The 25,779-nt window shown below is 36.6% G+C and carries 18 protein-coding genes; 8 read left to right on the forward strand and 10 right to left on the reverse strand.

What is annotated here, in order from left to right; genetic code table 11:
* The first annotated feature begins 169 nt into the window (after positions 1-169).
* From IPJ80_04585 to IPJ80_04595, 3 genes are all read left to right on the forward strand, one after another.
* Positions 170-2,626, forward strand: coding sequence for an outer membrane beta-barrel protein (locus tag IPJ80_04585; GenBank protein MBK7912756.1), 2,457 nt, complete (start codon positions 170-172; stop codon positions 2,624-2,626).
* Positions 2,627-2,992: 366 nt separating this feature from the next.
* Positions 2,993-4,699 carry a gamma-glutamyltransferase gene (gene ggt, locus IPJ80_04590; GenBank protein MBK7912757.1) on the forward strand — a complete coding sequence of 569 codons (1,707 nt, stop codon included), beginning with the start codon at positions 2,993-2,995 and terminating at the stop codon, positions 4,697-4,699.
* A 74-nt stretch (positions 4,700-4,773) separates the two neighbouring features.
* Entirely contained in the window at positions 4,774-5,292 is a 519-nt protein-coding gene (locus IPJ80_04595) for a hypothetical protein (protein MBK7912758.1), read from the forward strand.
* Between the two features lie 124 nt (positions 5,293-5,416).
* On the opposite strand, the gene IPJ80_04600 is transcribed toward IPJ80_04595, so the two are convergent.
* From IPJ80_04600 to IPJ80_04615, 4 genes are read right to left on the reverse strand one after another with little or no spacing between them, the layout of a single operon-like run.
* Positions 5,417-6,769 (reverse strand): hypothetical protein, encoded by a 1,353-nt coding sequence (locus IPJ80_04600; GenBank protein ID MBK7912759.1) that lies wholly within the window; start codon positions 6,767-6,769, stop codon positions 5,417-5,419.
* 47 nt (positions 6,770-6,816) lie between these two features.
* Entirely contained in the window at positions 6,817-7,176 is a 360-nt protein-coding gene (gene vanZ / locus IPJ80_04605) for a VanZ family protein (protein MBK7912760.1), read from the reverse strand.
* Positions 7,177-7,188: 12 nt separating this feature from the next.
* Positions 7,189-7,581: a glycine cleavage system protein GcvH gene (gcvH, locus tag IPJ80_04610; GenBank protein ID MBK7912761.1), complete on the reverse strand. Its 393-nt coding sequence runs from the start codon at positions 7,579-7,581 to the stop codon at positions 7,189-7,191.
* A 15-nt stretch (positions 7,582-7,596) separates the two neighbouring features.
* Positions 7,597-8,913 (reverse strand): citrate (Si)-synthase, encoded by a 1,317-nt coding sequence (locus tag IPJ80_04615; protein ID MBK7912762.1) that lies wholly within the window; start codon positions 8,911-8,913, stop codon positions 7,597-7,599.
* A gap of 164 nt (positions 8,914-9,077) precedes the next feature.
* Between IPJ80_04615 and IPJ80_04620 the strand changes: the two genes are divergently transcribed.
* Positions 9,078-9,656 (forward strand): DUF3109 family protein, encoded by a 579-nt coding sequence (locus tag IPJ80_04620; protein ID MBK7912763.1) that lies wholly within the window; start codon positions 9,078-9,080, stop codon positions 9,654-9,656.
* 174 nt (positions 9,657-9,830) lie between these two features.
* Here the strand turns inward: IPJ80_04620 and IPJ80_04625 are convergent, their stop codons facing one another.
* Positions 9,831-11,048 carry an aspartate aminotransferase family protein gene (locus IPJ80_04625; protein ID MBK7912764.1) on the reverse strand — a complete coding sequence of 406 codons (1,218 nt, stop codon included), beginning with the start codon at positions 11,046-11,048 and terminating at the stop codon, positions 9,831-9,833.
* Between the two features lie 197 nt (positions 11,049-11,245).
* On the opposite strand from IPJ80_04625, the gene IPJ80_04630 reads away from it, so the two are divergent.
* Positions 11,246-12,439 carry a DUF255 domain-containing protein gene (locus IPJ80_04630; protein ID MBK7912765.1) on the forward strand — a complete coding sequence of 398 codons (1,194 nt, stop codon included), beginning with the start codon at positions 11,246-11,248 and terminating at the stop codon, positions 12,437-12,439.
* A 45-nt stretch (positions 12,440-12,484) separates the two neighbouring features.
* Here the strand turns inward: IPJ80_04630 and IPJ80_04635 are convergent, their stop codons facing one another.
* From IPJ80_04635 to IPJ80_04645, 3 genes are all read right to left on the reverse strand, one after another.
* The gene (locus IPJ80_04635; GenBank protein ID MBK7912766.1) at positions 12,485-12,931 is read right to left on the reverse strand and encodes a hypothetical protein; all 447 of its coding nucleotides are present in this window, start codon (positions 12,929-12,931) and stop codon (positions 12,485-12,487) included.
* A gap of 199 nt (positions 12,932-13,130) precedes the next feature.
* A complete protein-coding gene (locus tag IPJ80_04640) occupies positions 13,131-14,657 on the reverse strand; it encodes an aldehyde dehydrogenase family protein (protein ID MBK7912767.1) in 1,527 nt (508 codons plus the stop codon).
* A gap of 2 nt (positions 14,658-14,659) precedes the next feature.
* On the reverse strand, positions 14,660-16,990 hold the full coding sequence (locus IPJ80_04645) for an immune inhibitor A (GenBank protein MBK7912768.1): 2,331 nt from the start codon (positions 16,988-16,990) through the stop codon (positions 14,660-14,662).
* A gap of 56 nt (positions 16,991-17,046) precedes the next feature.
* Here IPJ80_04645 and IPJ80_04650 point away from each other — a divergent pair, with 56 nt between their 5' ends.
* A complete protein-coding gene (locus IPJ80_04650; protein ID MBK7912769.1) occupies positions 17,047-17,646 on the forward strand; it encodes a ribonuclease HII in 600 nt (199 codons plus the stop codon).
* Positions 17,647-17,663: 17 nt separating this feature from the next.
* Positions 17,664-18,161: a hypothetical protein gene (locus tag IPJ80_04655; protein ID MBK7912770.1), complete on the forward strand. Its 498-nt coding sequence runs from the start codon at positions 17,664-17,666 to the stop codon at positions 18,159-18,161.
* Positions 18,162-19,049: 888 nt separating this feature from the next.
* Here the strand turns inward: IPJ80_04655 and IPJ80_04660 are convergent.
* Together IPJ80_04660 and dnaE are read right to left on the reverse strand one after the other, a co-directional pair.
* Positions 19,050-20,015: a hypothetical protein gene (locus tag IPJ80_04660; GenBank protein ID MBK7912771.1), complete on the reverse strand. Its 966-nt coding sequence runs from the start codon at positions 20,013-20,015 to the stop codon at positions 19,050-19,052.
* A 2-nt stretch (positions 20,016-20,017) separates the two neighbouring features.
* Complete coding sequence (dnaE, locus tag IPJ80_04665) at positions 20,018-23,566, reverse strand: DNA polymerase III subunit alpha (GenBank protein MBK7912772.1); 3,549 nt, start codon at positions 23,564-23,566, stop codon at positions 20,018-20,020.
* 445 nt (positions 23,567-24,011) lie between these two features.
* Between dnaE and IPJ80_04670 the strand changes: the two genes are divergently transcribed.
* Positions 24,012-25,475, forward strand: coding sequence for a T9SS type A sorting domain-containing protein (locus IPJ80_04670; GenBank protein ID MBK7912773.1), 1,464 nt, complete (start codon positions 24,012-24,014; stop codon positions 25,473-25,475).
* Positions 25,476-25,779 lie beyond the last annotated feature (304 nt).

Consider the following 25,779-nt stretch of genomic DNA (forward strand, 5'->3'; position numbering starts at 1 on the left):
AATTGATTTTTGTAATCCAAATACCCTAAATCATTCCAGTAAGGATTAATAAAATTAATATTTTAATAAAAAAATAACTCAATATCTACGAATTCTTTCGTAGGTTTGTAATACATTTGTTTTGCTTCTGATATAGAAGCCCTATTTTTTCACTTTAAATTATTAAATCATGATCCGTGTCATGCTTATGGCTTGGCTTTGGCTTTGCCTTGACTCTTATGAATCCAATGCGAAACCATTGTATACCATTATTGGAAAAATTACCGGAATTGATAAACAGTCTATACCATTTGCATGGGTTGGATTATATGCGGTAAAAGACAGTAGTTTGATTAAAGTAACAGCCTGTGATGATCAAGGGGTCTTTAACCTGGAATTTGAAACTTTAAATCCCGAAGCTTATTATATCAAAGTATCTATGACCTTTTATGAAAATTATTATTCCAGCCCCTTTTCCTTTATCAATTCAACGGATCCCATTGACTTAGGATCTATTCAGATGAATGAACGGAATCAATCTATGAACGAAATTACAGTAACTGCAAGTAAACCTTTTATAGAACGCAAATCGGATCGCTACGTCATGAATGTTGAAAGCAGCATCACAGCTGCCGGCAGCAGTGCGTTTGAATTATTGGAAAAAGCACCAGGAGTGACCATCAATTATCTGGATGCGCTTTCAATGAAAGGAAAATCAGGTGTGCAGGTATTGATCGATGGAAAACCGATTGTATTGTCTGGTAGTGAACTGGCCAATTACTTAAAAGCACTGCCTTCGAATATGTTGGATCGAATAGAAATCATTAGCAATCCTCCTGCAAAATATGAGGCGGCAGGCAATGCAGGTATTATTGATATTCGTTTAAAAAAGAATCAGGCATTTGGAACCAATGGATCTGTTAATGCAAATTACGGGCAAGGTGTTTATCCAAAATCAGGTATTGGAATAAATATCAACCATCGCAACAAACGATTTAATTGGTTTGGAAATTCGAATTACAGTTATCGAAAAGGATTAAATAAACTCATATTGTATCGGGAATTCTTTGAAAGCGGACAGCGCACAGGAGCGTATGATCAATATAACTACCTCGTTTTTCCATTTCACTTTGCTTCGCTTCGAATGGGAACAGATTATACATTGCCCAACAACAAAACGACGCTTGGTTTTATCATAAACAGTTCATTGAATCGTTTCAAGCCACATGGACAAAACAATTCCATTGTCGAAAATGAACAATCTTTAGCTGAATCCAGCTTTTCAACCAGCAACCAAAGCAAAGATGTTTGGCCATCTTATTCATTTAATATCAATGGAAAACATGTTATGGACAGTTCCGGAATGGAATTGAGTTTTGATTTAGACTATGTCCAATTTAAAAACACGACCGAACAAAATTTTTTAACCAAATATTTTGATTTAAATCAACAAGTTTTACAGCCGGACTATTACTTATATGGTGATTTGAAAGGCAATTTAAATATAAAATCAATAAAAATTGATTTGAGTAAAAAAATTTCGAACAACAGACAATTCGAAGGTGGAATGAAATCAAGTATCGTTTCAGCTGACAACAACCTGGCTTTCTTTGACAAGAGCAATGCTCAACCTGTTTATGACAGCAGCAAAAGCAATCACTTTTTATATAAAGAACAAATTCATGCGGCATATTTAAATTATAAACAAGACTGGACCAACTTGAGTTTGCAAGCTGGTTTGCGCAGTGAATTCACCAAGGCAAATGGAAATCAACTTGTCAATAATTTTACTTTCGAAAAAAATTATATCAATCTATTTCCTTCTGTGTTTTTAAATTATAAATTCACACCCAACTACGATATGGGCATCAATTTAAGCCGGAGACTGGACCGGCCTAATTATCAACAATTAAATCCATTTAAATTCTTTCTGGATCCCAGTACCTATCGGGAAGGCAATCCATTCCTCAATCCTCAATACAGTTGGATTTTTGAATGGAATCACACCTTGAATAAAAATTACGCTTTCTCAATTTCCTATACACAAACACTTGATAATATTACAGAAGTTATCGGACCAGTGGAAGGTTTGGATCGGGTTACAGTCCAAACTCATGAAAATCTGACACAATTTGAAAATCTTTCTGTAAGTGCTAATGGTACGATTGACATTTTAAAGAATTGGAGCAGTGTGATCAATGTAAGTAGCTGGATAGGAAAATATACCGGAACTTTTGCCAATACACTTCTTAAAGATGGAAATTTAGTGGTGAATCTCAGTTGCAACAATACCATCAAACTTCCAAAAAACTGGAATTCTGAAATAAATTTTAGTTATCAATCGCCAGAAGTTTATGGTTTTATGAAGGTATATTCAATGTGGGGATTGTCAGTTGGTATCCAAAAGCAATTTCTAAATAAAAAACTCAATGCTAAATTATCTGTTAGTGATCTGTTTTGGACTAATTTACCGGAAGCCGATATTAATTACAGAGATTATTATGAGCACTTTGATGTTAAAAGAGAAACACGAGTGGCCTCACTTTCTTTGTCCTATCGTTTTGGTAGTTTAAAACTCGGAAATGCGCCACGGAAAGCTGGTGGTGTGGAGGAAGAAAAAAGAAGGGCGAGCAATGGACAAGGATAAATTGTGGAAAATAAATGTCCAAAATAAAATTGAATGCTAAATTAATTGCTAGCAAAAAATAATTAAAATCGTTTTAATAGGTTAGCCAAATCAATTTAGAATTGAATTGATTATAATAAATTTTTTCATCGAAGCGAGGGTAAAATAGTTCTACGCAATCCTTTTGCTATGCGATCCTATTTGTTTATCATTTTGATTACTATTTATAATTAAATAATATCGATTTGCATACTTTCAAACAGCTGGCTGCATGTTGTAATTGGCTTGTTCAAAATACTGCAAGCCCAAATATATGCTGTATATAAAACTACTTAGATGATTATTTAAAATGCATTGCTTATCTTTAATTCTGTTAGTGCTACAGAAATGAAACAGAATAATTTAAGCTTATTTCAATTATTAACCATTGCGTACGTATGGTTCTTTTCAATGAATCTTTCAATAATCCATGCGCAGACCTATGGTCAAAGGGGAATGGTGGTATCTTCTAATGTAATCGCATCTCAAATTGGTATCGGGATATTAAAAAAAGGAGGCAATGCCATTGACGCCAGCATAGCCACAGCCTTTGCATTGCAAGTTACACATCCTACTGCAGGCAATATCGGAGGTGGTGGATTTTTAGTTTTCATGAACGCCGTTGGAATGGTCACTACCATTGACTTTCGTGAAAAAGCCCCTCTTACCGCAAGTCCAAACATGTTTTTAGATAGCAAAGGTCAGCTGATTCATGAAAGCAATCACGAAACCTTGTTGGCTGTTGGTGTGCCCGGAACCGTTGCCGGTTTGTATTTAGCACATCAAAAATATGGAACCCTTGCCTGGAAGGAGTTAGTCCAACCTGCAGTGAATTTAGCTCAAAAGGGATTTATCATGCCCTGGGGTCTTTATTTAGATGCTCTTGAACTAATTGCTTCAGAACCATCAAATGATTTTATTAAAAACTATTTTAACAATGCGCAAGGAAAAATGACCCGACCCGGTGAAACCTGGAAGCAACCAGCGCTTGCAAAAACATTGGCATTAATTCGTGACAAGGGTCAGGATGGTTTTTATAAAGGATACGTTGCAGAAGAAATCGAACAATTCATGAAAGAAAATGGGGGCATAATAACAAAAAAAGATTTAGAAAAATATACTGCAATCGAACGGCCGCCAATCAAAGGCAGCTTTAAAAATTATGAAGTATATTCTATGGGACCTCCTAGTTCGGGTGGAGTCGCACTTATAGAAATGTTGAATCTCATGGAGCTATCAAATTTAGACTCCATTCCTTTTAACTCAACGGCCTACGTTCATTTAATGGCTGAAGTAATGCGCCGGGCTTTTGCGGATCGGGCTGCCTATTTAGGGGATCCTGATTTTAATCCGGATATGCCCCTGGAAAAATTGTGCTCCAAAGAATTTGCTAAAAAACGCTTTGCATCGATCAATTCAAAGAAAGCTTCTGTAAGTGATCCATCAAAATTTGGTCATCCCTATGATGGCTCCAATACAACTCATTTTTCAGTCGTTGACAAAGATGGCAATGCGGTTTCATTGACTTACACCTTAGAATACGCTTATGGATTGAGAAAGGGTTCCGAAAAATTGGGATTTATATTCAACAATGAAATGGGAGATTTTAATGCCCTGCCAGGCGCAACAAACCAAAATGGTCAAATTGGATCCCCTGCAAATCTGATTGCACCTGAAAAACGAATGTTATCGAGTATGACTCCTACGATCGTCACAAAAAACGGTAAAGCGTATTTAATCATTGGTTCGCCGGGAGGAAGAACCATCATCAATACGGTCTTTCAAACTGTTTTAAATGTGCTTGCCTACAAAATGCCCATTGATCAAGCCATTGAAGCGATGAAAATTCATCATCAATGGCTTCCGGATCTCATTCTCTATGAAAAGAATCTGCTATCTCCCGATACAAAAACTGGATTGGAGGAATTGGGTCATAGACTTTTTCCAGTGGATAATTTGGGTTCACTCATGGGTATTTTATACGATGAAAAATTTAAAGTGTATGTTGGCGCCGCCGATTCCTCCAGTCCGGATGGAGGAGCAGTAGGATATTAAAAATGTTTCAGATTATTCTAAATTTGTTTTAATTCTTATTTTAAAAATAATTAATTGCTAAAAAAATTGCATCCATGATTCGTTTCTCTGAAAAACAAAAATTCACCCAATGGTGGTTTTGGGTATTAATAATTGGAATTACTTCTTTGTTTTTATATGGATTATATCAACAAATTATATTAAAAATACCATTTGGTGACAAACCTGTAAGCGATAATGTTCTATTATTGATTTCAATAATTCCATTATTAATTATTGTAATTTTCTTGGTATCCACCCTTGAAACTGAAATCAATGAATTTGGAATATCCTACAAATTTTTTCCGTTTCATCTAAATAAAAAAACCATCGCCTGGGATTCAATAGACAAAGCCTACATTCGGAAATACAATCCAATTACAGAATATGGTGGCTGGGGATTTCGTTTGGGTCTATTCGGCAAAGGACGTGCATTAAATATGTCCGGCACGATGGGCTTACAGTTAGTTTTAAAAGATGGAACCAAATTATTAATCGGTACTTTAAAATCAGACGAACTAGAACAAATCTTACAAAATTTGATGAAGAATAATATTATAAACAAGCCAGATTAATAATCAATCAGGAGAGAAGAATGCTTTTTTAATTTAATTCAAAATACGCCCAACAACTAATCGCGACGCCCATTAAGCTCTCCTAATTATTAATTCTTAATTTTTAATTCTTAATTAATAATCATCAATCTCCCTTTTTCGCTTTCTCATAATCCGGTTGGATTAAACTATTCTTTATGGCATCATCAAATTTCGTTTTGCCAAAAGAGGCTTTATATGCATTCCAGTTCATGCTGTCAAAATGCAACATCCCATTACGGTATTGCCAGGATTGAAATTGGGAAAATAAAATCAATAATAAAACGACACTGAGAATTGGTATTTTAATTTTTGAAGACTTATTCAAAATGAAACCCATTTCTGCTGCAAATGGAATGGCCAAAAAAGCATATAAGTCAATCATCCCGCGGTTACCAAATCCGACATACCACCAACACCACCATGAAAATACAATGTAACTATAGACTATAAAAAATCCAAGTATAGTCCATTTTAAACTATGTTGTGTGCGAACCAAATGATACATTCCATAAATAGCAAAAACAAAAATTGGGGTATAAATTAACCAGCCATTTCGGAAACTAAACATCCCTGATAAAATATGCGGGTCCAGAAAAAAGAAACGCTCATCCTGGTAAGAGTAATAAAATAAACTACCTGTAACTGCCTTCCAATACATAAGTTGTGGCAACCAAATCAAAGCAATTACGAAACAAATGACAAGAAAATGTTTGTATTGATTAATAAAAAGTAAAGCATTTTTTTGAATATCTTTAATAGAACGCACACCGTAGAGTAAAGGAAACAACGCAAAGGATAAATTGATAGGTCGAATTAAACTCATTAATCCTAAACTGATTCCAATCATAATGGCATAGTTCCATTTGGGTAAATCAAACCATTTGCAAACTGAATATAAAAAAATGGCAGATAAAGAAAAACTATAGGCGTGACTCATAGCTGCCTCTGAACTTGCGTAATAAAATAAATTAGTTCCAAGACTTATTGCGGGAATACTTACAGCCACAGCCCATTCAGAAAACCAATGCAATAATAATTTTCTTAAAAAAATTAATCCAATGATCAGATAAAATAAACAAGACAGATGAATGTATTTGTGATAATACCAACTAAAACCATTTGGATTTGAATGTGCAGCCTGAGACTTCAAATGAGCAGCAAAGAAAAAAGGAGCATACATAACGGACATGCCCATTGAATATTTATTTACCAAATTCCCATTAGGTGTTGGAACCGGCCAAAACATATGCTGCTCTGCGTACTTGGCATCTGTTTTAACAAAATCCATATAAAAATCATGATAAATAAAGCTTGCTGGCAAATAATCGTAATAACCAATAACATCCCAATCAATTGTGCCAAAATTTTTCCATTTTTTAATATTGAAATTGGCAAAACTTAAAATTGCGATGCTCAATATCAGGCTAAGCAGTGAAATAGATTTCAAATTCATCATTGGAATCAAAAATAGTGTAAAAGCTGAATTCCAACGAACAATCTCTGTTAAGGCCTTTTTATAAAAGCAACTAAGCCAACACCAAAACTATTGGCCACCACATCAAAAACATCAAATTGTCTTCCTAATTGCATAATTTCCTGAAAATATTCTAATGCAATGCCCATTATAATTAAAGCGGTGTAAATAAATGAAATTCGGGATGGGTCGGCTTGCGCTAGTTTGTATTTTTTAAAACACCAGGCAGTAGCTCCGTAAAATAATATATGCCCAATTTTGTCAACTTGAATGTGATCCCACCAATTGAGCTTTGGCAAATCGTTTCCAGGCAGTAAGGATAAAATGATAATGGTACAAACTAGCAACCAGGCCAAAATAATATAATACTTTGGCTTCCAGGAAAACATGGATAAATTAAATTACTTACCGATCAGGCTGCGGTAGGATGCCGCATCCAACAATTGATCTAATTCTTCAGCGTTGCTAAGTTCAATTTTAATAATCCAGCCTTTACCATAAGGATCAGAATTAATCAAAGTCGGATCATTTCCATCTTTTTCATCAAGTTCCGGATTAAATTCAATGACTTTACCGGAAACTGGCATAAATAAGTCAGAAGTTGTTTTTACTGCTTCTACCGTTCCAAATATATCGTCCTTTGAAACTTCATCGCCGACAGATTCTACTTCAACATAAACAATATCACCCAATTCGGATTGCGCAAATTCGGTAATTCCAATGGTAGCTTGATTGCCATCGAGCAAAAGCCACTCGTGTTCTTTGGTATATTTCAGATTGTCTGGAAAATTCATAAAACGAAGATCGGATTAATTATTTGAATTTGATAAAAAGCCTTTAATTTCTTCAGTAGTCATTGATTTTGGCCGCTCCAAGGGCAGATTTAATGCACGATCCCAACACAATTGGGCCAATACACCCAAAGCTCTTGAAACCCCAAACATGACTGTATAAAAATTATGTTCTTTCACCCCATAATGCTCCAACAAGGCTCCAGAATGTGCGTCGACATTAGGCCAGGGGTTTTTTACTTTACCTAAACTTTCCAGAATCGGTGGAACTTCTTCAAATACATGCCAAACGATTTGGACCATTGGATCATCTGCACAATGTCTTTCCGCGAAATTCTTCTGGGCTAAAAACCGGGGATCGGGTTTGCGCAACACCGCATGTCCGTAACCAGGGACCACAACGCCATGTGAAAGCGTTGTTTTCACATATTCTGCGATTTGTTCTTTAGTCGGTGTGGGTGTACCCAGATCGCGGATCATATCGTAAATCCAGTCCATCACTTCCTGGTTTGCCAATCCATGTAAGGGTCCGGCTAGCGCATTCATTCCAGCAGCTAATGACAAATAAGCATCACTTAGGGTCGATCCAACCAAATGTACCGTATGGGCAGAAGCATTTCCCCCTTCATGGTCTGCATGGATGGTCATATACAAACGCATCAAATCCTTAAATGCTGGATCATCTTTCCCTAACATGTGGGCAAAATTGGCACTCCAATCGAGTTCCGGATCTGCTTCAATGTGTTGATTGTTGTAAAAAGTCTTCCTATAAATAAACGCTGCAACCAGGGGCAATTTAGCGATGAGATTCATACAATCTTCATACATAATTTCCCAATAACTGGCCTTGGTCATCCCATTTTCATACTCTTGGGCAAATACACTTTCTGATTGCATTGCCATAATTGCAATGCTAAACTGGGTCATGGGATGTGTTTTTTGGACATCCAGATGATCTAAAAGATCTTTTACCGTATCGCTGAGTATGGCGCGACGCTGCCATTCCTGGCTAAGCCACTTGACATCATCTTCCGTGGGTAAAAGTCCTGTCAACATTAACCAGAAAAGGCCCTCAGGAAGTGGTTCAGTTGCTCCATTTATTTTAGGAAGCAATTCGCGGAGTTCGGGTATTGAATATCCCCGAAACCGAATGCCTTCAGAAGAATCCAATGAAGAGGTTTCCCAAATCATACTTTGTATACCACGCATACCCCCGTAAACCTGTTCAATTTGAACATTGTCAATAATTCTTGTACCGTGCGATTTTACAAGGGTTTTAATTTCTTCTACGGAAGAAATTAATTGGGATTTAAATAATGTTTTTAGGCGATCCATCCTACTTACTGTAACTATTCCTGTCGAAAAACAAAGCGCAAAAGTATAATGTTTTTGAATTACGAAAAGAAAAAGATTTTTTTTGTGAAATAGCCCAATTTCAACCAATTGGAAGGAATCTTCCTGATTTTCTAAAATTAATACAAGCTGCTTAGCTTTGCAGGATGTTGATGATCGATAACATCCTGGTCAGTGACGAAGTCCTGGAAAATCAATTTATCTGTGCCTTGGATAAATGCAAGGGCGCTTGCTGTTATGAAGGGGATTTTGGCGCTCCCCTAACACCGGCAGAAAAAACGATTCTGGAAAACTGCTACGAGGACTTTAAGCCTTTTTTGAACACCGATTCTCAAAATCAGATTGAAAAAGTAGGACTTTATAGCTATTATCGGGAAAATAAAACCTGGGGTACCAGCCTTATGGAACATGGTGCCTGCGTTTTTATGAATAAGGATGAACATGGGATTGCTGTTTGTGGTATCGAACAAGCATATAAAGCAGGAGCTTGCGAATTTCAAAAACCCATTTCCTGCCATTTATATCCCATTCGGATCAAAGAAAATAAATCCCAGGGGTTTATTGCAATTAACTACGATGAGTGGGATATCTGTAAAGCAGGATGTAAACTCGGCCAGGAACATAAAATGCCTCTTTTCCGGTTTGTAAAAGCTGCACTGATCCGCCGATTTGGAGAGGCTTTTTACCATCAACTCGATGCGGCTTACGAAGCTTTGAAAAAATAATAAATCTTGCCATACTTCGATTTTAATAGGCTGCAATGATTGCCTGAACTTAATTTGTATTAAACTTTAGGTAATAAAATACTTATTTGAAGATAGCAAGCGATTTGCCTTGATTTAAATTAAAAACGTAATCTTGTTTATTAGAATTATCATTTGGGATTGGTTCCCGTTTGCCTAAAGGTTGCAGGCTTCCATAATATGATCACACACCCTATTAATTTCATTTTGCTCAATGACCAGGGGAGGTGCGATTCTCAAAGCAGTCGGACAAAACAAAAAACTTTCGGCAAGTATTTTACGCTCAAATAATTTTTGAATCGCCTTCATAAGTTTGCTGGTTGATCCGAGTTCAAATGCAAGCAATAAGCCAATTCCGCGCAGTTCATTAGGCGCTTGAAGATTTAATGTATGCCTGAAAAGTTGCTCTTTTTCATTGACAGAATCCAGCAAATTCTGTTGCAATAAATAGTTTAATCCGGCCAATCCGGCTGCACAACAAACCGGATGTCCTCCAAAAGTAGTGATGTATCCCAGAGGTATTTTTTTAGAAAAATGCTGGATCAACTTTTGATTGCAAATCAAAGCGGAAAGTGGCATTCCTGAGCCCAATGCCTTTCCACATAACAACATATCCGGAATAAATTCATATGCCTGAAATGCAAAAAGTGTTCCTGTTCGACCCATTCCGGTTTGAATTTCATCTACCGCCAGTAAACATTGTTGATCATCACAGGTTTTTCGAAGCTTTTTCCAATAGTCCGGATTTGCCATTTTGACACCGGCTTCTGTTTGAATAACTTCTGTAATTACAAGTGCTGTTTGACTGGTAATTTGCTCAAGATCTGCTTCTTCATTGAATCGTATAAATCGAATAGCAGGAATTAGAGGCAAAAATCCCATTTTGTGATATGCATCGCTACGCAACGACTCTGCACCAAGCGTACTTCCATGATATGCCTGGCTGCAAACGATTATCTCAGATCGTCCCGTTGCCAATCGTCCCAACTTAATTGCTGCATCAACGCACTCACTTCCTGAATTTAAAAAATAACATGCGTTTAAAGGCCCTGGCAACAAAGAAATTAATAACTCAGCAAATTGAATTTGTGGACTTTGAATATGTTCTCCATAAACATTGGTATGCAAATACGCATTTGATTGCTTATGAATGGCTTCAATAACTGGAGTAACTCCATGTCCAATATTATTGACCCCAAAACCAGAAAGTAAATCCAGAAACTTATCTCCTGCTTTGGTTTCTAAATAACACCCGTTTGCTGAAGACACCTCAAACTGTTGTGAAATATCACTGGTTTGAGCAATGCGCTCTAAAAATTGGTGGCGTATATACATACTGTCAGTTGACCCTGTAAATGTATGCAACCTTGACAATTCGGATATTTAAAAATAGAAGACTCAAGCACAAGTAAACAACGTGTAGATACAATTTAAACCCTGGTTTTAATGTTTAACTAATCAAAATGAGGTCAAAACCCATCAAAATTTTAAATTAAATTTTTCCTAATTTCTACAACAATTCTCCTGCAACTAAATTTATTAAGATATTTGTGTTCTAATTCAAAGAATTTATGTTAAAAACACTTAAGATCACCTTCTTTTTTGCCTTGATTGGATTAACTCAGGGATTTTGTCAAACAGAAGGAACCGGTTTAAAGGGAATCGACTTTTTTCACGGGACCTTTGCTGAAGCCTTGGAAAAAGCAGGAAAAGAGGATAAGTTAATCTTTATGGATGCGTTTACAACCTGGTGTGGCCCCTGCCGCAGAATGGCTTCAACTGTCTTTGTAGATGAAGCGGTGGGTAATTATTACAATGCCAATTTTATCAATGTCAAAATGGACATGGAAAAAGGCGAGGGCCCGGAATTAGGCAAGCGCTATTCGGTTCGTTCCTATCCTACCTTGCTTTATATAAATTCTGAAGGAAAAATCGTACACAACAGCAGCGGTGCACGTCCAGCGGAATCGTTTATCGAATTAGGACAAGACGCCATTAAAAAATTTGATAAATCTGGAAATTGGGCCAAATTGTATGATGAAGGGAAACGAGATCCTGCTACCGTTCTGGCTTATATAAAATCACTGAATCAGGTTGGAAAGCCATCTTTGCGCATTGCCAATGAATATTTATCCAGTCAAAAAGATTTAACGACTCCGGAAAATCTCGAAATCATTTTAGAATCAGCCACCGAAGCAGATTCCAGGATTTTTGATTATCTGGTAAAATACAAAGAGCCTATTTCAAAATTAAAATCCAAAACTGTTTACGAAAATAAAATTTGGATGGCTTGTACCAAGACCATAAAAAAAGCCATGGAATATCGAAATGAAAGCTTACTGAATGAAGCACAGGAAAAAGCTAAAAACATACCGGATCGATACGACGAATTTAAAAGCACCACCGACATGGATTACTATGGTGCTACTGGTGATGCAGACAAATTTTTAGTTGCCGCAAAACTTTACAGCAATAAGGTTGCTAAAAACGATGCAGCGAAAAATAAAATACTTTCACAACTGTGTTTGAAAAATTTTAAAGACAATAAAAAGATCATGGATTTTGCTGAGAAATCTGCAAAAAAAGCTCTTGATCTGCTTGAACAACAAGACCACTATATTAATTACGGTCGCATCTTGTTTTACAATAACAAAAAAGAAGAGGCGATATCTGTTGTAAAGAAGGGTCTTGAAGTTGCCAAACAAAAAGCTGAACCTACTCAAATGCTAGAAGCCATGCTTCGTGATTGGGGTGTGACAATTTAAGTTGATTCGAGTAAAACGCTATCTGGTTTTACTCGATAGAAAATACTAGGTCCTTCTAAAAATAATCAAATCCGTTTTTGGTGGTTCAATACCAGATTCCCGAAGGCTGCGTGCTATTTGTCCCCGGTGATATGCATAATGATGACTAATATGCGAAAGGATGTCAATGATTTTACTGGAAAAGGATTCGCCCAATTGATTTTTATAAGCTAGTTCATCTTGTAAATCAAATCGATTCAAAATTTGAGCAGTCTCATCTCTGTTTTGAATTATCAACTGTTCCAATTGGATTTTACTCAAAGGCTCCCAGAATTCATGGTCATATTCCAAATTTAATATGCGGTGATTCCAAACATGATGGGCCATGATGCAATGCCGAAACATTTTCAAAGCATATTCATCAAGTTGCTCATGGTCAGAAAATATCACATCCAAAACCAGTTGATTTGCTTGGTCATGATAATCAAAAAGGGAAAGGAAATATTCTTTCATGGGATTTATTGAATGATTAACTACTTACTTTCAAACATGTGTTTGAATCAAGTTGTGCTAAATTATACTAAAATATACTTATTGTATAATTCAGTGCCTCTTAATTTAATAGCTGCTATGTATTCAAAAGGTGTACGAAAGCCAACCGGCAAGTACTTTAATTGGAGCCAATAAATTTTTGATTACACGGCTAAAAAACTTAAATCTCAAATTTAATTCCCTGAGCTAAAGGAACCTGAGTAGAATAATTGATGGTGTTGGTTTGCCTTCTCATGTAAGCTTTCCAGGCATCTGAACCACTTTCTCGGCCACCGCCTGTTTCTTTTTCTCCTCCAAAAGCGCCGCCGATTTCAGCACCACTGGTACCTATGTTTACGTTTGCAATGCCACAATCCGAACCTGAACAGGATAAAAAATATTCTGCTTCCTGTAAATCTTTGGTCATTATGGAAGATGATAATCCCTGAGGCACTTCATTTTGAATTGCAATCGCCTCCTCGAGTGTTTTGAATTTGATCAAATATAAAATGGGCGCAAAGGTCTCGTGATGCACTATAGCGGCTTCGTGGTTAATTTCTGCTACACAGGGTTTGACATAACAACCACTTGAATACGCTTCCCCTTCTAACACACCACCCGCTACTAAAAAACTACCTCCTTGCTTGCTAATTTGATCTAAAGCTGCTAAATAATTAACTACTGCATCCTTGTCAATCAAAGGACCTACATGATTGGTTGGATCTAATGGATCGCCAATACGAAGTTGTTGATACGCATTTATAAGTTTTTGTTTTAAAACATCATAAATGCTTTCATGAATTAGCAATCTTCGGGTGGTGGTACATCGCTGTCCGGATGTACCCACTGCTCCAAATAACACAGACGTTAATACAACATTCATATCTGCACTTGGACAAACAATGATTGCATTATTGCCTCCCAATTCTAAAATAGATTTTCCAAAACGTTTGGCAACTTCAGCACCTACCGCTCTTCCCATTCGTGTAGAACCAGTAGCGGATATCAAAGGAATGCGTGGATCTGCACTCAACCATTGTCCGACGGTATAATCTCCGTTGACAATGTTTGAAATCCCATTTGGCAACTGGTGTTTGTCAAAAACTTTTTGTGCAATCTGCTGACAAGCGATACTGCATAAGGGTGTTTTTTCAGAAGCTTTCCAAATCACTACATTGCCGCACACCCAGGCTAAAGCAGCATTCCAGGACCAAACAGCAACCGGAAAATTAAATGCTGATATAACTCCAACTACTCCCAATGGATGCCATTGTTCATACATTCGGTGCAGCGGCCTTTCTGAATGCATCGTTAAACCATATAGTTGACGAGATAAGCCTGCAGCAAAAATGCAGATATCTATCATTTCCTGAACTTCTCCAAGTCCTTCTTGTAAACTTTTACCCATTTCATAAGAAACCAGTTTGCCCAATGCCGTTTTATGCTTAGCCAATTCATCACCGATTTCTTTAACAAGTTCTCCACGTTTTGGGGCAGGAACGAACCGCCAGATTAAAAATGCTTCCTGAGCTTGTTGCATGATGGCTTCATAATCAGAAGCACTGCTTATTCCAGCTGTTCCAATTTGTTTGCCGTTGACCGGTGAATTGGAAATTAGATATGATTCCGGAGTATATGAAATACTTCCACACCAACTTCCCGGATTTGCTTCGCGGAGTTGGAGTTCTTGAAGAAATGATAAATCCATACTTACTGAATTAGAACCTTGTAAATTTCAGGTTTCTTGTTTTGTTGTTCAATGCTTAGGTAATACAAACCAGGAACACAGGCATTTGTTTTGATTTCCAATAAGTCTTTGTCTAAATTATACTGGATAGCTTGTTTTTTTCCTGCTAATGAAACCAATTCGATTTTCGTATCAGGGTTTAAGTTTTCTTTATGATTCCATTGAACATGAATCTGATCATGTGCCGGTATTGGAAAAACCTGTGAATGCCATTCGCTGACATCATTTAAGTTACGGGTTGTAAGATCTGTGAATACCTCGATTTCATCTACATAATAACCATCCAGGTTTTGATCATTTATTCCGGTGGAAATATAAAATTGGAGATAAATTTCTTTTCCTATATAATCTTTCAAATCGATCCATTCAGAAACCCAGTTGCTTTGTTTGCCACAATAAACCGGTTCACCCAGATCTTGAAACTGACTGCCTGATTTAGTATACCGACCACACAAAGGAATAAAATGATTGGCATCTTCTGAAACGCGTACTTGTGCATAATCCACATCATCTGCCATTTCCCAGTGTGCATTAAATCTCAAATAAGCTACTTTGGCTGTTGTTAAATCGATTGCATTGGTATTTTGAATCAATTTTTGAGAATTGGGATCCATCGGTTTTAATGGTGAATCCGTTAATGAGTTTGGTGGGGTGAAATAACTTTCCTCTGTCAGATTCCAACGTGTATTTGTGTTCCCAAACCAATTCTGATCTGTATTAAACCGTTCATGGAAATAGCTTCCTGCAACATACGCTTTTTTAACCACGGATGATTCTGTATAAAATCCTGTAGTCAAAACAGCAGTAAATTGAATGCTATCTCCTTTTATTGGATTTCCATTTACCAGATAAGGAATAGAAATTTGATGTGTTTCACCTGGTTTTAAGTTTATTGAAATATCATTGTCCAAAAATTGCACTCCTGCAAAATCAGCATCGAGATGAATCTCAATGGGAGCATTTAAAATACCGGTGCGTTGGATAGTGTAATTAAGATAATTAGTATCCCGATTGATGGCTATTGCAGATTGCTCTTGAATTTTTGCACACTCCCCGGCATTCCAGGCAGCTGCAAAATTCATATATTGAGTAGATTGATTGAGCGGTAAAATGTCTTTACGATCAGGCCAGAAACTTCCACCCACTTCCGGAGTAAATGCAAAGGTCTTGTGTTTGAATACTTGTTCGCCATACATCCAATCGTCAGCAACTCCATTCACTTCATAATCCAGTGTTTGTTTGGAAGTACCAATCCTGAAATTGTTATACCGGGTCATATCCTGCGCCATCGCTAAATAATGGGTAGAATCTGCAGTAGGCTTATCAAGATAACCCCATGGAATAATCAATAAATCACCAAAACTATGATAATTCATAGCGATTGAAAAAGGTCTGTTTTCACAAAAATCACGCATTGCTCCTGTTTCTGCTTCAGAAAAAGGTCGTACTCCACGATAAACATCTGAACTACCCAAAGGACTGGATCCGTCATCATTAAATCCCCATCCTGTTTCGTAATTACGGTTTAAATCGGTGCCTATTCCATCAGCATTTGGATTCCGGTTTTTTCTCCAATAACCTCCTCCATTTGGATTGGTCAGGCTATTGTAGCTGTAGCCATCTGGATTGACACAGGGAATAAAAAAGAGCTCCCGGTTATTGATTAATTGGGTTATTTCTGCCTTCTTGCCATAATTTTCAAGCAAAGTCCACATAAAATACATCATTTGTGTCATGCTTATGGGTTCTCTGGCATGATGCAAGGCGGTATATAATACTTCTGGCTCATTTTCATCCTGATTCGGATTGTCAGATATTTTGACATAATAAATCGGATTGCCATTTTTAGTTCGATACGAACCAATCGCTTTTTTAACTGTAATCAGGTTTGGAAACAAATCATTCATGATTTCCAGACTCTCATAAATTTCGTCCAGGGTTAAATAACCATTCATCGAACCATATTGATAATTGCTCGGTAATGGATATTCAGGTTGACTTAATATCAAAGGGTTGCATTCTGTTGGACCCGAACGGCTTTCCAGTTCCTTTTCTGGACTTATTTCAATTTTAAAACCTGCTTTTTGGATGATCTCTAATTCCTCCAGGGTAAAATCTCCATCAAAGGATTGACCTGGGTGTAAATGCCCGTGATCAAAAGCGATACCGGTTTTTATTAAATCTTTGATACTTTTATCCTGCAGTAAAATACGAGCAGACTGCCAGTGTGTCTGGCTGTGGATTGAAATAATAAAAAAACTGAATATGAATACAGGGACTAACCAAAAACGCATACTTTCTTACTTTGCGACCCGCAAATCTAAATAAATTAATGGAAAATTGATTGAAATTGCAATCATATTATAAAAATAGTTTATATGAAGCGGGCTGCGATGAAGCCGGACGTGGTCCCTTAGCCGGACCGGTATTTGCAGCGGCCGTAATGCTGCATCCGGATCGGCCCATTATTGGTCTAAATGATAGTAAAAAATTAAATGAAAATCAACGAGCCAGCCTTCGTCTTGAAATCGAACAAAAGGCAATGGCTTGGGCAGTAGAAAGTATTGATGTGGAAACCATTGACCGAATTAATATTCTTCAGGCAAGTTTAGCAGCCATGAGAAATTGTATCAGCCGCTTGAAAACCAAACCTTCCCTCATTTTGGTAGATGGCAATAAGAAAATCCCCTACCTTCCAATTGAACAACATTGCATTGTAAAAGGAGATGGATTGTATGAAAGCATTGCTGCAGCATCTATTTTAGCTAAATGCTATCGGGATGAATATATGTTGAAAATCCATGAAGCGTTTCCACAATATGGATGGAATGAAAACAAAGGCTATCCTACTGAAAAGCACCGGGAAGCCACTTTAAAATATGGAATTTCTATTTACCATCGAAAAAGTTTCAAAATCAAATCACCTCAAGCTACCTTGTTCGAAGAATGATTTTTAAAAAACCCCACTTGTTTGCATATCCAGTTAAAGATCTAACTATTGCCCGCTATTTGGCAGCAGTTGCAGTAGATTTTATAGGGATCGACTTAGATGAAGCGGATTTTAAAAAACTAAATACGCTTATCAAACAACTGAAAGAATGGATAGAAGGACCCAAACTTATCGGAGTGAGTGCATTCCCAATTCAAGCAGCCCAATTGGATTATGGCTTACATGGATTTTATTCTGATTCCGATTTATCCGAATTTGCTGTTGAATACCGGATTCATAGCCTCGAATATTACAATAGACAAAAGCCTGAAGCCATTGATTTCATTATAATCAATCAAGCAGCACAAGCTGACATTCATATCCCTTGCTTGCTTCAAAGTTCGATCAAACAAATTCCTGAAAGTAATCCATCCATCGCTGGATACCTTTTTGCGCCCGGCATAGAAGAAAAAACCGGATTGTTCGATTTTGAAGAAATGGATTTATGGATTGAACGTGTTAGAGAAAATACCTAAAGAGTAACTATTCTAATTGGGATACGTAAAATAATTTTTATAAACCAGACCTTATAAAAATTTTGCATACAAATAAATATAAGATATCCACAATGTAAATTCCGCTTTCAAGGAGTTTGAATTTTACGGCAAATATTGATGCAAAAAACACAAAAATCTTTTATAAAAAATAAATTTGCTCAGCACTCAAATCAAAAGCCCCTTTCAAGGGGTTGGGGGTTCAGAAAAACATGAAAGAAAAACAAATTTCATTTTCGTTAGGTATTGAGTATTGTAAAGAGTGATTAAATTGAAAAAAAAAAAAAAACAATTGAATTTGAACCCCAAACCCCTTGAAAGGGGCTTTACTTTTTACTCCAATAAATGTTTCTTGTTAAAATTGAAATTTGAATAAAATAAATAAGAATTATTCTTTCACAACACAAATCAAAAGCCCCTTCCAAGGGGTTGGGGGTTCAGAAGAACATGAAAGAAAAGTAAATTTCATTTTCGTTAGGTATTGAGTATTGTAAAGAGTGAAAAAATTGCAAATAACAAACTGCATCCGGAACCCCAAACCCCTTGAAAGGGGCTTTACTTTTTACTCCAATAAATGTTTCTTGTTAAAATTGAAATTTGAATAAAATAAATAAGAATTATTCTTTCACAACACAAATCAAAAGCCCCTTTCAAGGGGTTGGGGGTTCAGAAGAACATGAAAGAAAAGTAAATTTCATTTTCGTTAGATATTGAGTATTGTAAAGAGTGAAAAAATTGCAAATAACAAACAGCATCCGGAACCCCCAACCCCTTGAAAGGGGCTTTACTTTTTACTTCACGAAATGATTCAGCTTACAATTGAAAGTTGAATAAATGCTCTCCTGACAATAAACAAACTCATGACCCTCATTACTCTTCTTTAAATTCCCAGGCTGCAGCTTCTTTAGCTTTCACCATCAAATCATACAAACGTGAAATTCCTAAACTCGCTCCTTGCTCGTAATCGTACCAGGTTTTAGCCGAACCATCCTGATATGCAATTATCATTGTAAAGGTTTTATCTGCACTTTCTTCACCAAATACCTGATTTGTTTTTTGCAATTTCAGATAATTTGCCAAATCAAATATTTGTTTGAACAAGGATTCGTCACTTGTTGCGATGTATTTTCCCGGTTCTTCTTCGTTATTTTTAATATTTGCCAATATCATATTGGATGCACTGTCTATTTTCAATTTGTAATCCGGACAACCGCCAAACTGACAATAAGAATGCAATTGAATAAAACGAATGTCTTTTTTTTCTGGTCGCGGATTGTATTCCAGAATATTTCCAAACTTATAAATCAAAGTGTCCTTTTTAATCAATCCAAGTTTATAATAATCATTATACGTTCGTGGAAGCTTAATTTCCTGCCCATCCCGGATTGATGTGGTTGTTTGTGTTTTAAAATGCCTGAATAAAATCCACAATTCCTTTTTGCGTTCTTCAATAAAGGGAATAATTAAATTTCCCCGTTCCTTGGGTGGATATACAGAAATCATCGAGAAATTACTTTCCTCATCCAATTCATCTTTGCCAAAAATCAGGTAACTCACCTGGTCCTTTTTTTTCGTCCCTGTTACAAATAAATCTGGGATTTCATCGCCATTAAAATCTCCGACATACCAGGGTGAATATTCCAAAGAATCCAGATACCATTGATTTTCTTCTTCAGGACATTTAATTCCTAATTCGAAGTTTTTTAACTCATCAAATGTCTTTTTCAAAAAAATAGAAACTTCTTTATCTAAAGTGAATTCATCAAATGCCTGGGAAAACCCTAAGGTAGTTCTTCCAATCAACAAACCGATTACTGCAGCTTTATAAAACGACATGTTTAATTCAATTTATAATTTAATCCCAACTCTTCCAATTCCGCCAGTAACTCACTGCTGACTGATACTTTTTTAGTTGATACAAATCCAAGTTGTTGTTCTTGCGCCATATCAATCACTTGCAATTTGAGAGGCATTGTTCCTTTGTGTGCTTTTAGTGATTTATCCATTCGTTTTATTAATTCATCGGTTATGGCTTCAAGTCGAATATAAACTGTAAATTTTTTAGTGATGAACGGAATTGCTGAAGATAACAACATCATATTTACTACACGAAATACAATTTCATCATCATTTTGACGGTATTTAGATTTTTCAAAAAATCCATCAACCATAACTGCTTTTCCGTTTTCAAGCAAGCCTTTGTATTGGAGGTATTGTTCTTTAAATAATCTGATGGTAACACTGCCAAAATAATCCTGCAATTTAAATATTGCAAATCCATCTCCCTTTTGAGTCGTGCGGTGTTGAACTTCAGCCATCAAACCACAAATTCGCAGCCTGTTTCCCAATTTAGATTCTTCCATAAATGTTTCAATCTTATCAAGACTGATTGAATTAATATTCCGAATCTCAAGTTGATAATCATCTAATGGATGTGAACTTAAATAAATACCTGCAATCTCTACTTCGTGAGCCAACTTTTCAATACTTGTCCAAGGGGCACACTCCGGTATTTTAGGAATCGAAATGTCATTGGCCAATGAATTTCCAAACAATGAAGCCTGTTGCGAATTAATTGAAGCCTGGTATTGACTGCCCCAACGGATCATACATTCAATATAGCTGGGATATTTATCAATCGGTGCAAAATATTGTGCACGGTGCATGTTGCTAAAACAATCAAATGCACCCCCATAAACAAGACTTTCTATCACTTTTTTATTAAAAACTTTTGAACTGAGCCTTTTTGCTAAATCTGCAAAATCTTTAAACAAGCCAAATTCATTGCGTTCAATTAAAATGTCGCTTACCGGTCCTTCTCCAATCCCTTTTAATGCAGAAAGTCCAAAACGAATCTGCCCCTTTGCATTCACAGTAAATTCCATTTCAGATTCATTGATATCAGGACCCAATACCGTGAGTTTCATTTTCTGACATTCATTTAAATAGACGCGCAAATCAGAGACATTGCTTTTATTGGCAGTTAAAACTGCAGCCATATACTCTGCAGGATAATGTGCTTTAAGATAGGCCGTTTGAAATGCCAATACGGAATATGCCGCTGCGTGTGAACGATTAAATCCATACGCTGCAAATTTAGCCATCACTTCAAAAATATCTTTTGCTTTGGCTTCATCAATTCCTTTTAATCCGGCACGTTCGACAAACAAACTGCTTTGCTTGTCCATTTCTTCTTTCTTCTTTTTACCCATGGCTCTTCGCAACACATCGGCTTCACCGAGTGAATAATCTGCCATGATTTGAGCCGTTTGCATAATTTGTTCCTGATAGACCATAATGCCATAGGTTGGTTGTAACAAAGTTTCCAACCAGGGGTGCGGGTATTCTATTTGTTGTTTTTTATTTTTTCGGTTGATAAATTCATCAATAAAAGCCATGGGACCGGGTCTAAAAAGTGCATTCATGGCGATGATATCTTCAATCCCGTTCGGTTTTAAACTTTTTAGATTTGAACGCATACCCTCACTTTCAAACTGAAATATACCGGTTGTATTTCCCTTTTGAAAAAGCTCTAATGTTAACGGATCATCCAACGGAATTTCATCCAATTGGATTTGCTTTTCTGAACCATGACGTTTTACAATATTGCTCAATGCATCCTGGATAATTGAAAGTGTATTCAATCCAAGAAAATCCATTTTCAGCAAGCCGGTATATTCAATGACATTCCCTTCAACTTGTGTGACCAATAAATCGGTATCTTTTGCGGTACATACCGGAATGAATTTGGCAATGTCATCAGGAGCAATAATAATTCCGGCTGCATGAACTCCGGTATTGCGTACTGAACCTTCCACTTTCATGGCCATTTCCAACACCTCTGATTCAAGATTTTTTAATTTTAAAATATTTCGCAAATCCTGAACCTTGCTTTTTTCTTCGGGTGTAAACTCTTCCAGATTATTGGCTTTATCATCTAAAATATTTTTTAGATTGATGCCGGGTCTGGTTGGGACCAATTTTGCAAGTCTGTCAGAAATTGACAGATCTAATTTTTTAACCCGGGCCACATCACGAATCGAAGATTTGGCAGCCATGGTTCCAAAAGTTACAATTTGAGCTACCTGATTTTTTCCATATTTTTGAACGACATAATCCAAGACTTTTTGTCGCCCGCGATCATCAAAATCAATATCAATATCAGGCCATGAAATCCGCTCCGGATTTAAAAAACGTTCAAAAAGTAAATTGTATTTAATTGGATCAATATCCGTTATCGTCAAACAATAAGCAACTGCCGATCCTGCGGCACTTCCTCTGCCGGGTCCAACACTAACTCCCAATTCTCTTGCAGCACGAATAAAATCCTGGACAATTAAAAAATATCCTGCAAAATTCATTTTCTCAATAACCGATAACTCAAATTGCAAGCGGGTTTCCAATTGTGAATCAATCTGGCCATACCGTTTTTTAGCTCCCGTAAAAACTAAATGTTCGAGGTATTCATTTTGAGTGGTGAATGGCCGTGGAATTGGAAAATTAGGCAACAACACATCGCGTTCGAGGTTTGGATAAAAACAGCGACCTGCAATTTCAGCAGTTTGTTCCACTGCAAATGGAACATCCTTGAATTGCATCAACATTTGATCGGTAGTCTTAAAATAAAAATCCGAACTCGGAAATTGAAAGCGATCTACTTCTTCAACATTGGAGTTGGTATTAATACATAACAAAATATCATGAGGAAGGTAATCGGCTTCTTCAAGATAGTGTACATCATTGGTTGCAATGACTTTTAAATTGTATTTTTTTGCAAATCCCAATAAGGTTTGATTAATCTGTTCCTGACTGACACCGGATCCATCAATGTCATCACAACCTCGATGTCTTTGCAATTCGATATAAAAATCTTCACCAAATAAATCCATCCACCAGTTAAGTTTCGATTCTGCCAAAGCCAGATTGCCTTTGACGATCGCTTGTGGAATTTCAGCTCCGACACAACAACTGGTTGCGATCAATCCTTCATGGTATTTCAGCAATAATTCTTTATCGATTCGTGGAAATTTGCCATAAAGACCTTCGATAAAACCTAAGGAACATAATTTTGAGAGGTTTTCGTAACCCGTTTGATTTTTTGCCAGTAATAATTGATGATACCGTTCGTCTTTCTCGCCAGCGCTTTTCGCAAAACTATGCCTGTGACGATCCGGAACCAGGTAAAACTCACAACCAAGGATCGGTTTTAGTCCGTTGGCTTTGGCTTCTTTCACAAAACTGAAACAGCCAAACATATTGCCGTGATCGGTTAGTGCAACTGCCTTTTGACCATCAGAAGCAGCTTTTTTCATCAAAGAGGCTATATCAGTCGCTCCATCAAGCAAAGAAAACTGGGTATGGCAGTGTAAATGGCAAAATTCGGGCATGGTTTAAATTCTGGTTGGCAAAGGTAGGGAATGGAAATGAGGCTTAAAGATTCTTATAAAAGTAAAAAAAATTGATCGCAAATGGAGCTATTTACCGCCAAAACAATAAATATTGTCTTTTAGGCTTACTTATACCAGACTCGCGAATCCAGATTATCCTTGAATTACAAGAGTTTAATACAATGGTCTCCTTAGATCAAATTCTAAATTGTAAATTTATTTTCGATAATTTATTACAAAAACCTGCTAAGAATTTTCAATTGAAGCTGTTCAAATTAACCAATTCATACAATATTGGAATTGGGATAAAATTCAAACCAATAAATTAAACAGAAAAAAAGTTCTTCAAATAAATAATATTACAGATATTTATTGTTTGATATTTGATTTAGTAATCCATTTATCTTGTTTAATTTCCTCATTTTACCAAATTAAAATTACTTCAATGAAACAAATTCCGAATTCTAGCTCTCGTCCCAAATTCATGGATTTTCTATTGATTTTAATGCTTTTAATTCCAACTGGTATGTTGGTGGCTGCTAAACCGCTAAATGCAATTAAAATTAATAGCACCTCAAACGTATTGAATCTGCCGCCTGGTTGTCCATGTTCTTCGGGTTCCATCAATGGCAGTTTTGAAACCAATTGTGTTTCAAACAGTTCAATTAGTTTCACTGGTTCTTGTTTTGGATGGTCAACGAATGACTCGAATTTTGAAATCTGGGGAAATGGAAATGAAGGAGTTGCCCCTTACCATGGATCCAATTACATTGAAATTAATTCAAATTTTCCAAGTACCATTTATCAGGATTTTGCCACCTGCGATGGGGAGAACTATTATTGGCAAATTGCCCACAGAGGCCGGCTTGGTACTCAAAATGCCGTTTTTGAAATTGGCCCGACGGGAGGTCCTTTTACTACTTTAGCTTCCATGACAGATGGTACTAGTTGGCAATTATACACTGGAAACTATGCAATACCTTCCGGACAAACTATTTCACGTTTGAGAATCAGAGGAGTTTCTGGTGGTTCAGTAGGTAATTTTGTCGATGCCGTTGCTTTTGTTCCAAGTGCTGCTTGTATTTCAACCGACAATGATGGAGATGGCTACAGTCCGGTTTATGGGGATTGCAATGACAACAATTCTGCTATTTATCCTTGCAGGGCTGAATTATGCAACAACATTGATGATAATTGCAATGGATTTGTCGATGAAGGAACTGATTCCGATGGCGATGGCATTACATATTGTTTTGACAATTGTCCAAACAATTATAATCCAAATCAGGCCGATTCAGACTGTGATGGCGTAGGAGATGTTTGTGATGTTTGTCCTGGAGGCAATGATAAAGTAGACAACAACAACGATGGCAGACCGGATTGTAAATATCCGCCTTCCAACATCAATCAAATCATCAATGCCTGGAAATGCAGCAGCAATACCAAAGTACAAGTATGCAGCAAATCACCTGGAGGATATAAAACAGTTTGTACCTATTTATCAGCTGTTCAAAATCACATCAATGCAGGAGGTTATTTAGGCCCTTGCAATAATGCAGGTTGCGGTGGTGGAAATTTGAAAAGCATCGAGAAAAATGAATTTATGTCAGGTGAAGAAGTGGTTTACGAATATGATCTTACCGCTTCAGATTATCAGGGCATCGAACTCTACCCGAATCCTGCTCAAAATATGTTGTATGTTAAAATACAATCCAATTCCGGCGATCCGGTTGTACTCGTTTTATATAATAATATCGGACAAAAACTGTTTGCAGAAACCTATTCAATGAATCATCAAAATGAACTGGTAAATCCAGTTGGAATTTCTAATTTTTCAAATGGTTTGTATTTTGTAAAAATCATGAATGGTACCGAAAGAGAAGTAAAATCATTTACAATTCAAAAATAATTCTGTTGTAAGACAGACTTTATTTGATTTAATAACAAAGGAGGTAAAATTTGCCTCCTTTGTTATTTATATATAATTGAAACAGAAGGTGTCTTGCAATCAAGTTAGCGTGAACACCCTTTTGTATTAAAGTATGTTTCCTTTAATGTTCTTCTGAACCCCAAACACCTTGAAAGGGGCTTTTGCTTTATGTGCTGAGCAAAATATTTTTTTCAAATTACATTAATAATCGAATCATTCAATGAAGTAATATCCTAAGCCCCTTTCAAGGGGTTGGGCGTTCGAGTAATGTCCAATGCTTGCA

This window comes from Saprospiraceae bacterium (assembly GCA_016714025.1).
In the GTDB taxonomy this organism is placed as follows: domain Bacteria; phylum Bacteroidota; class Bacteroidia; order Chitinophagales; family Saprospiraceae; genus Vicinibacter.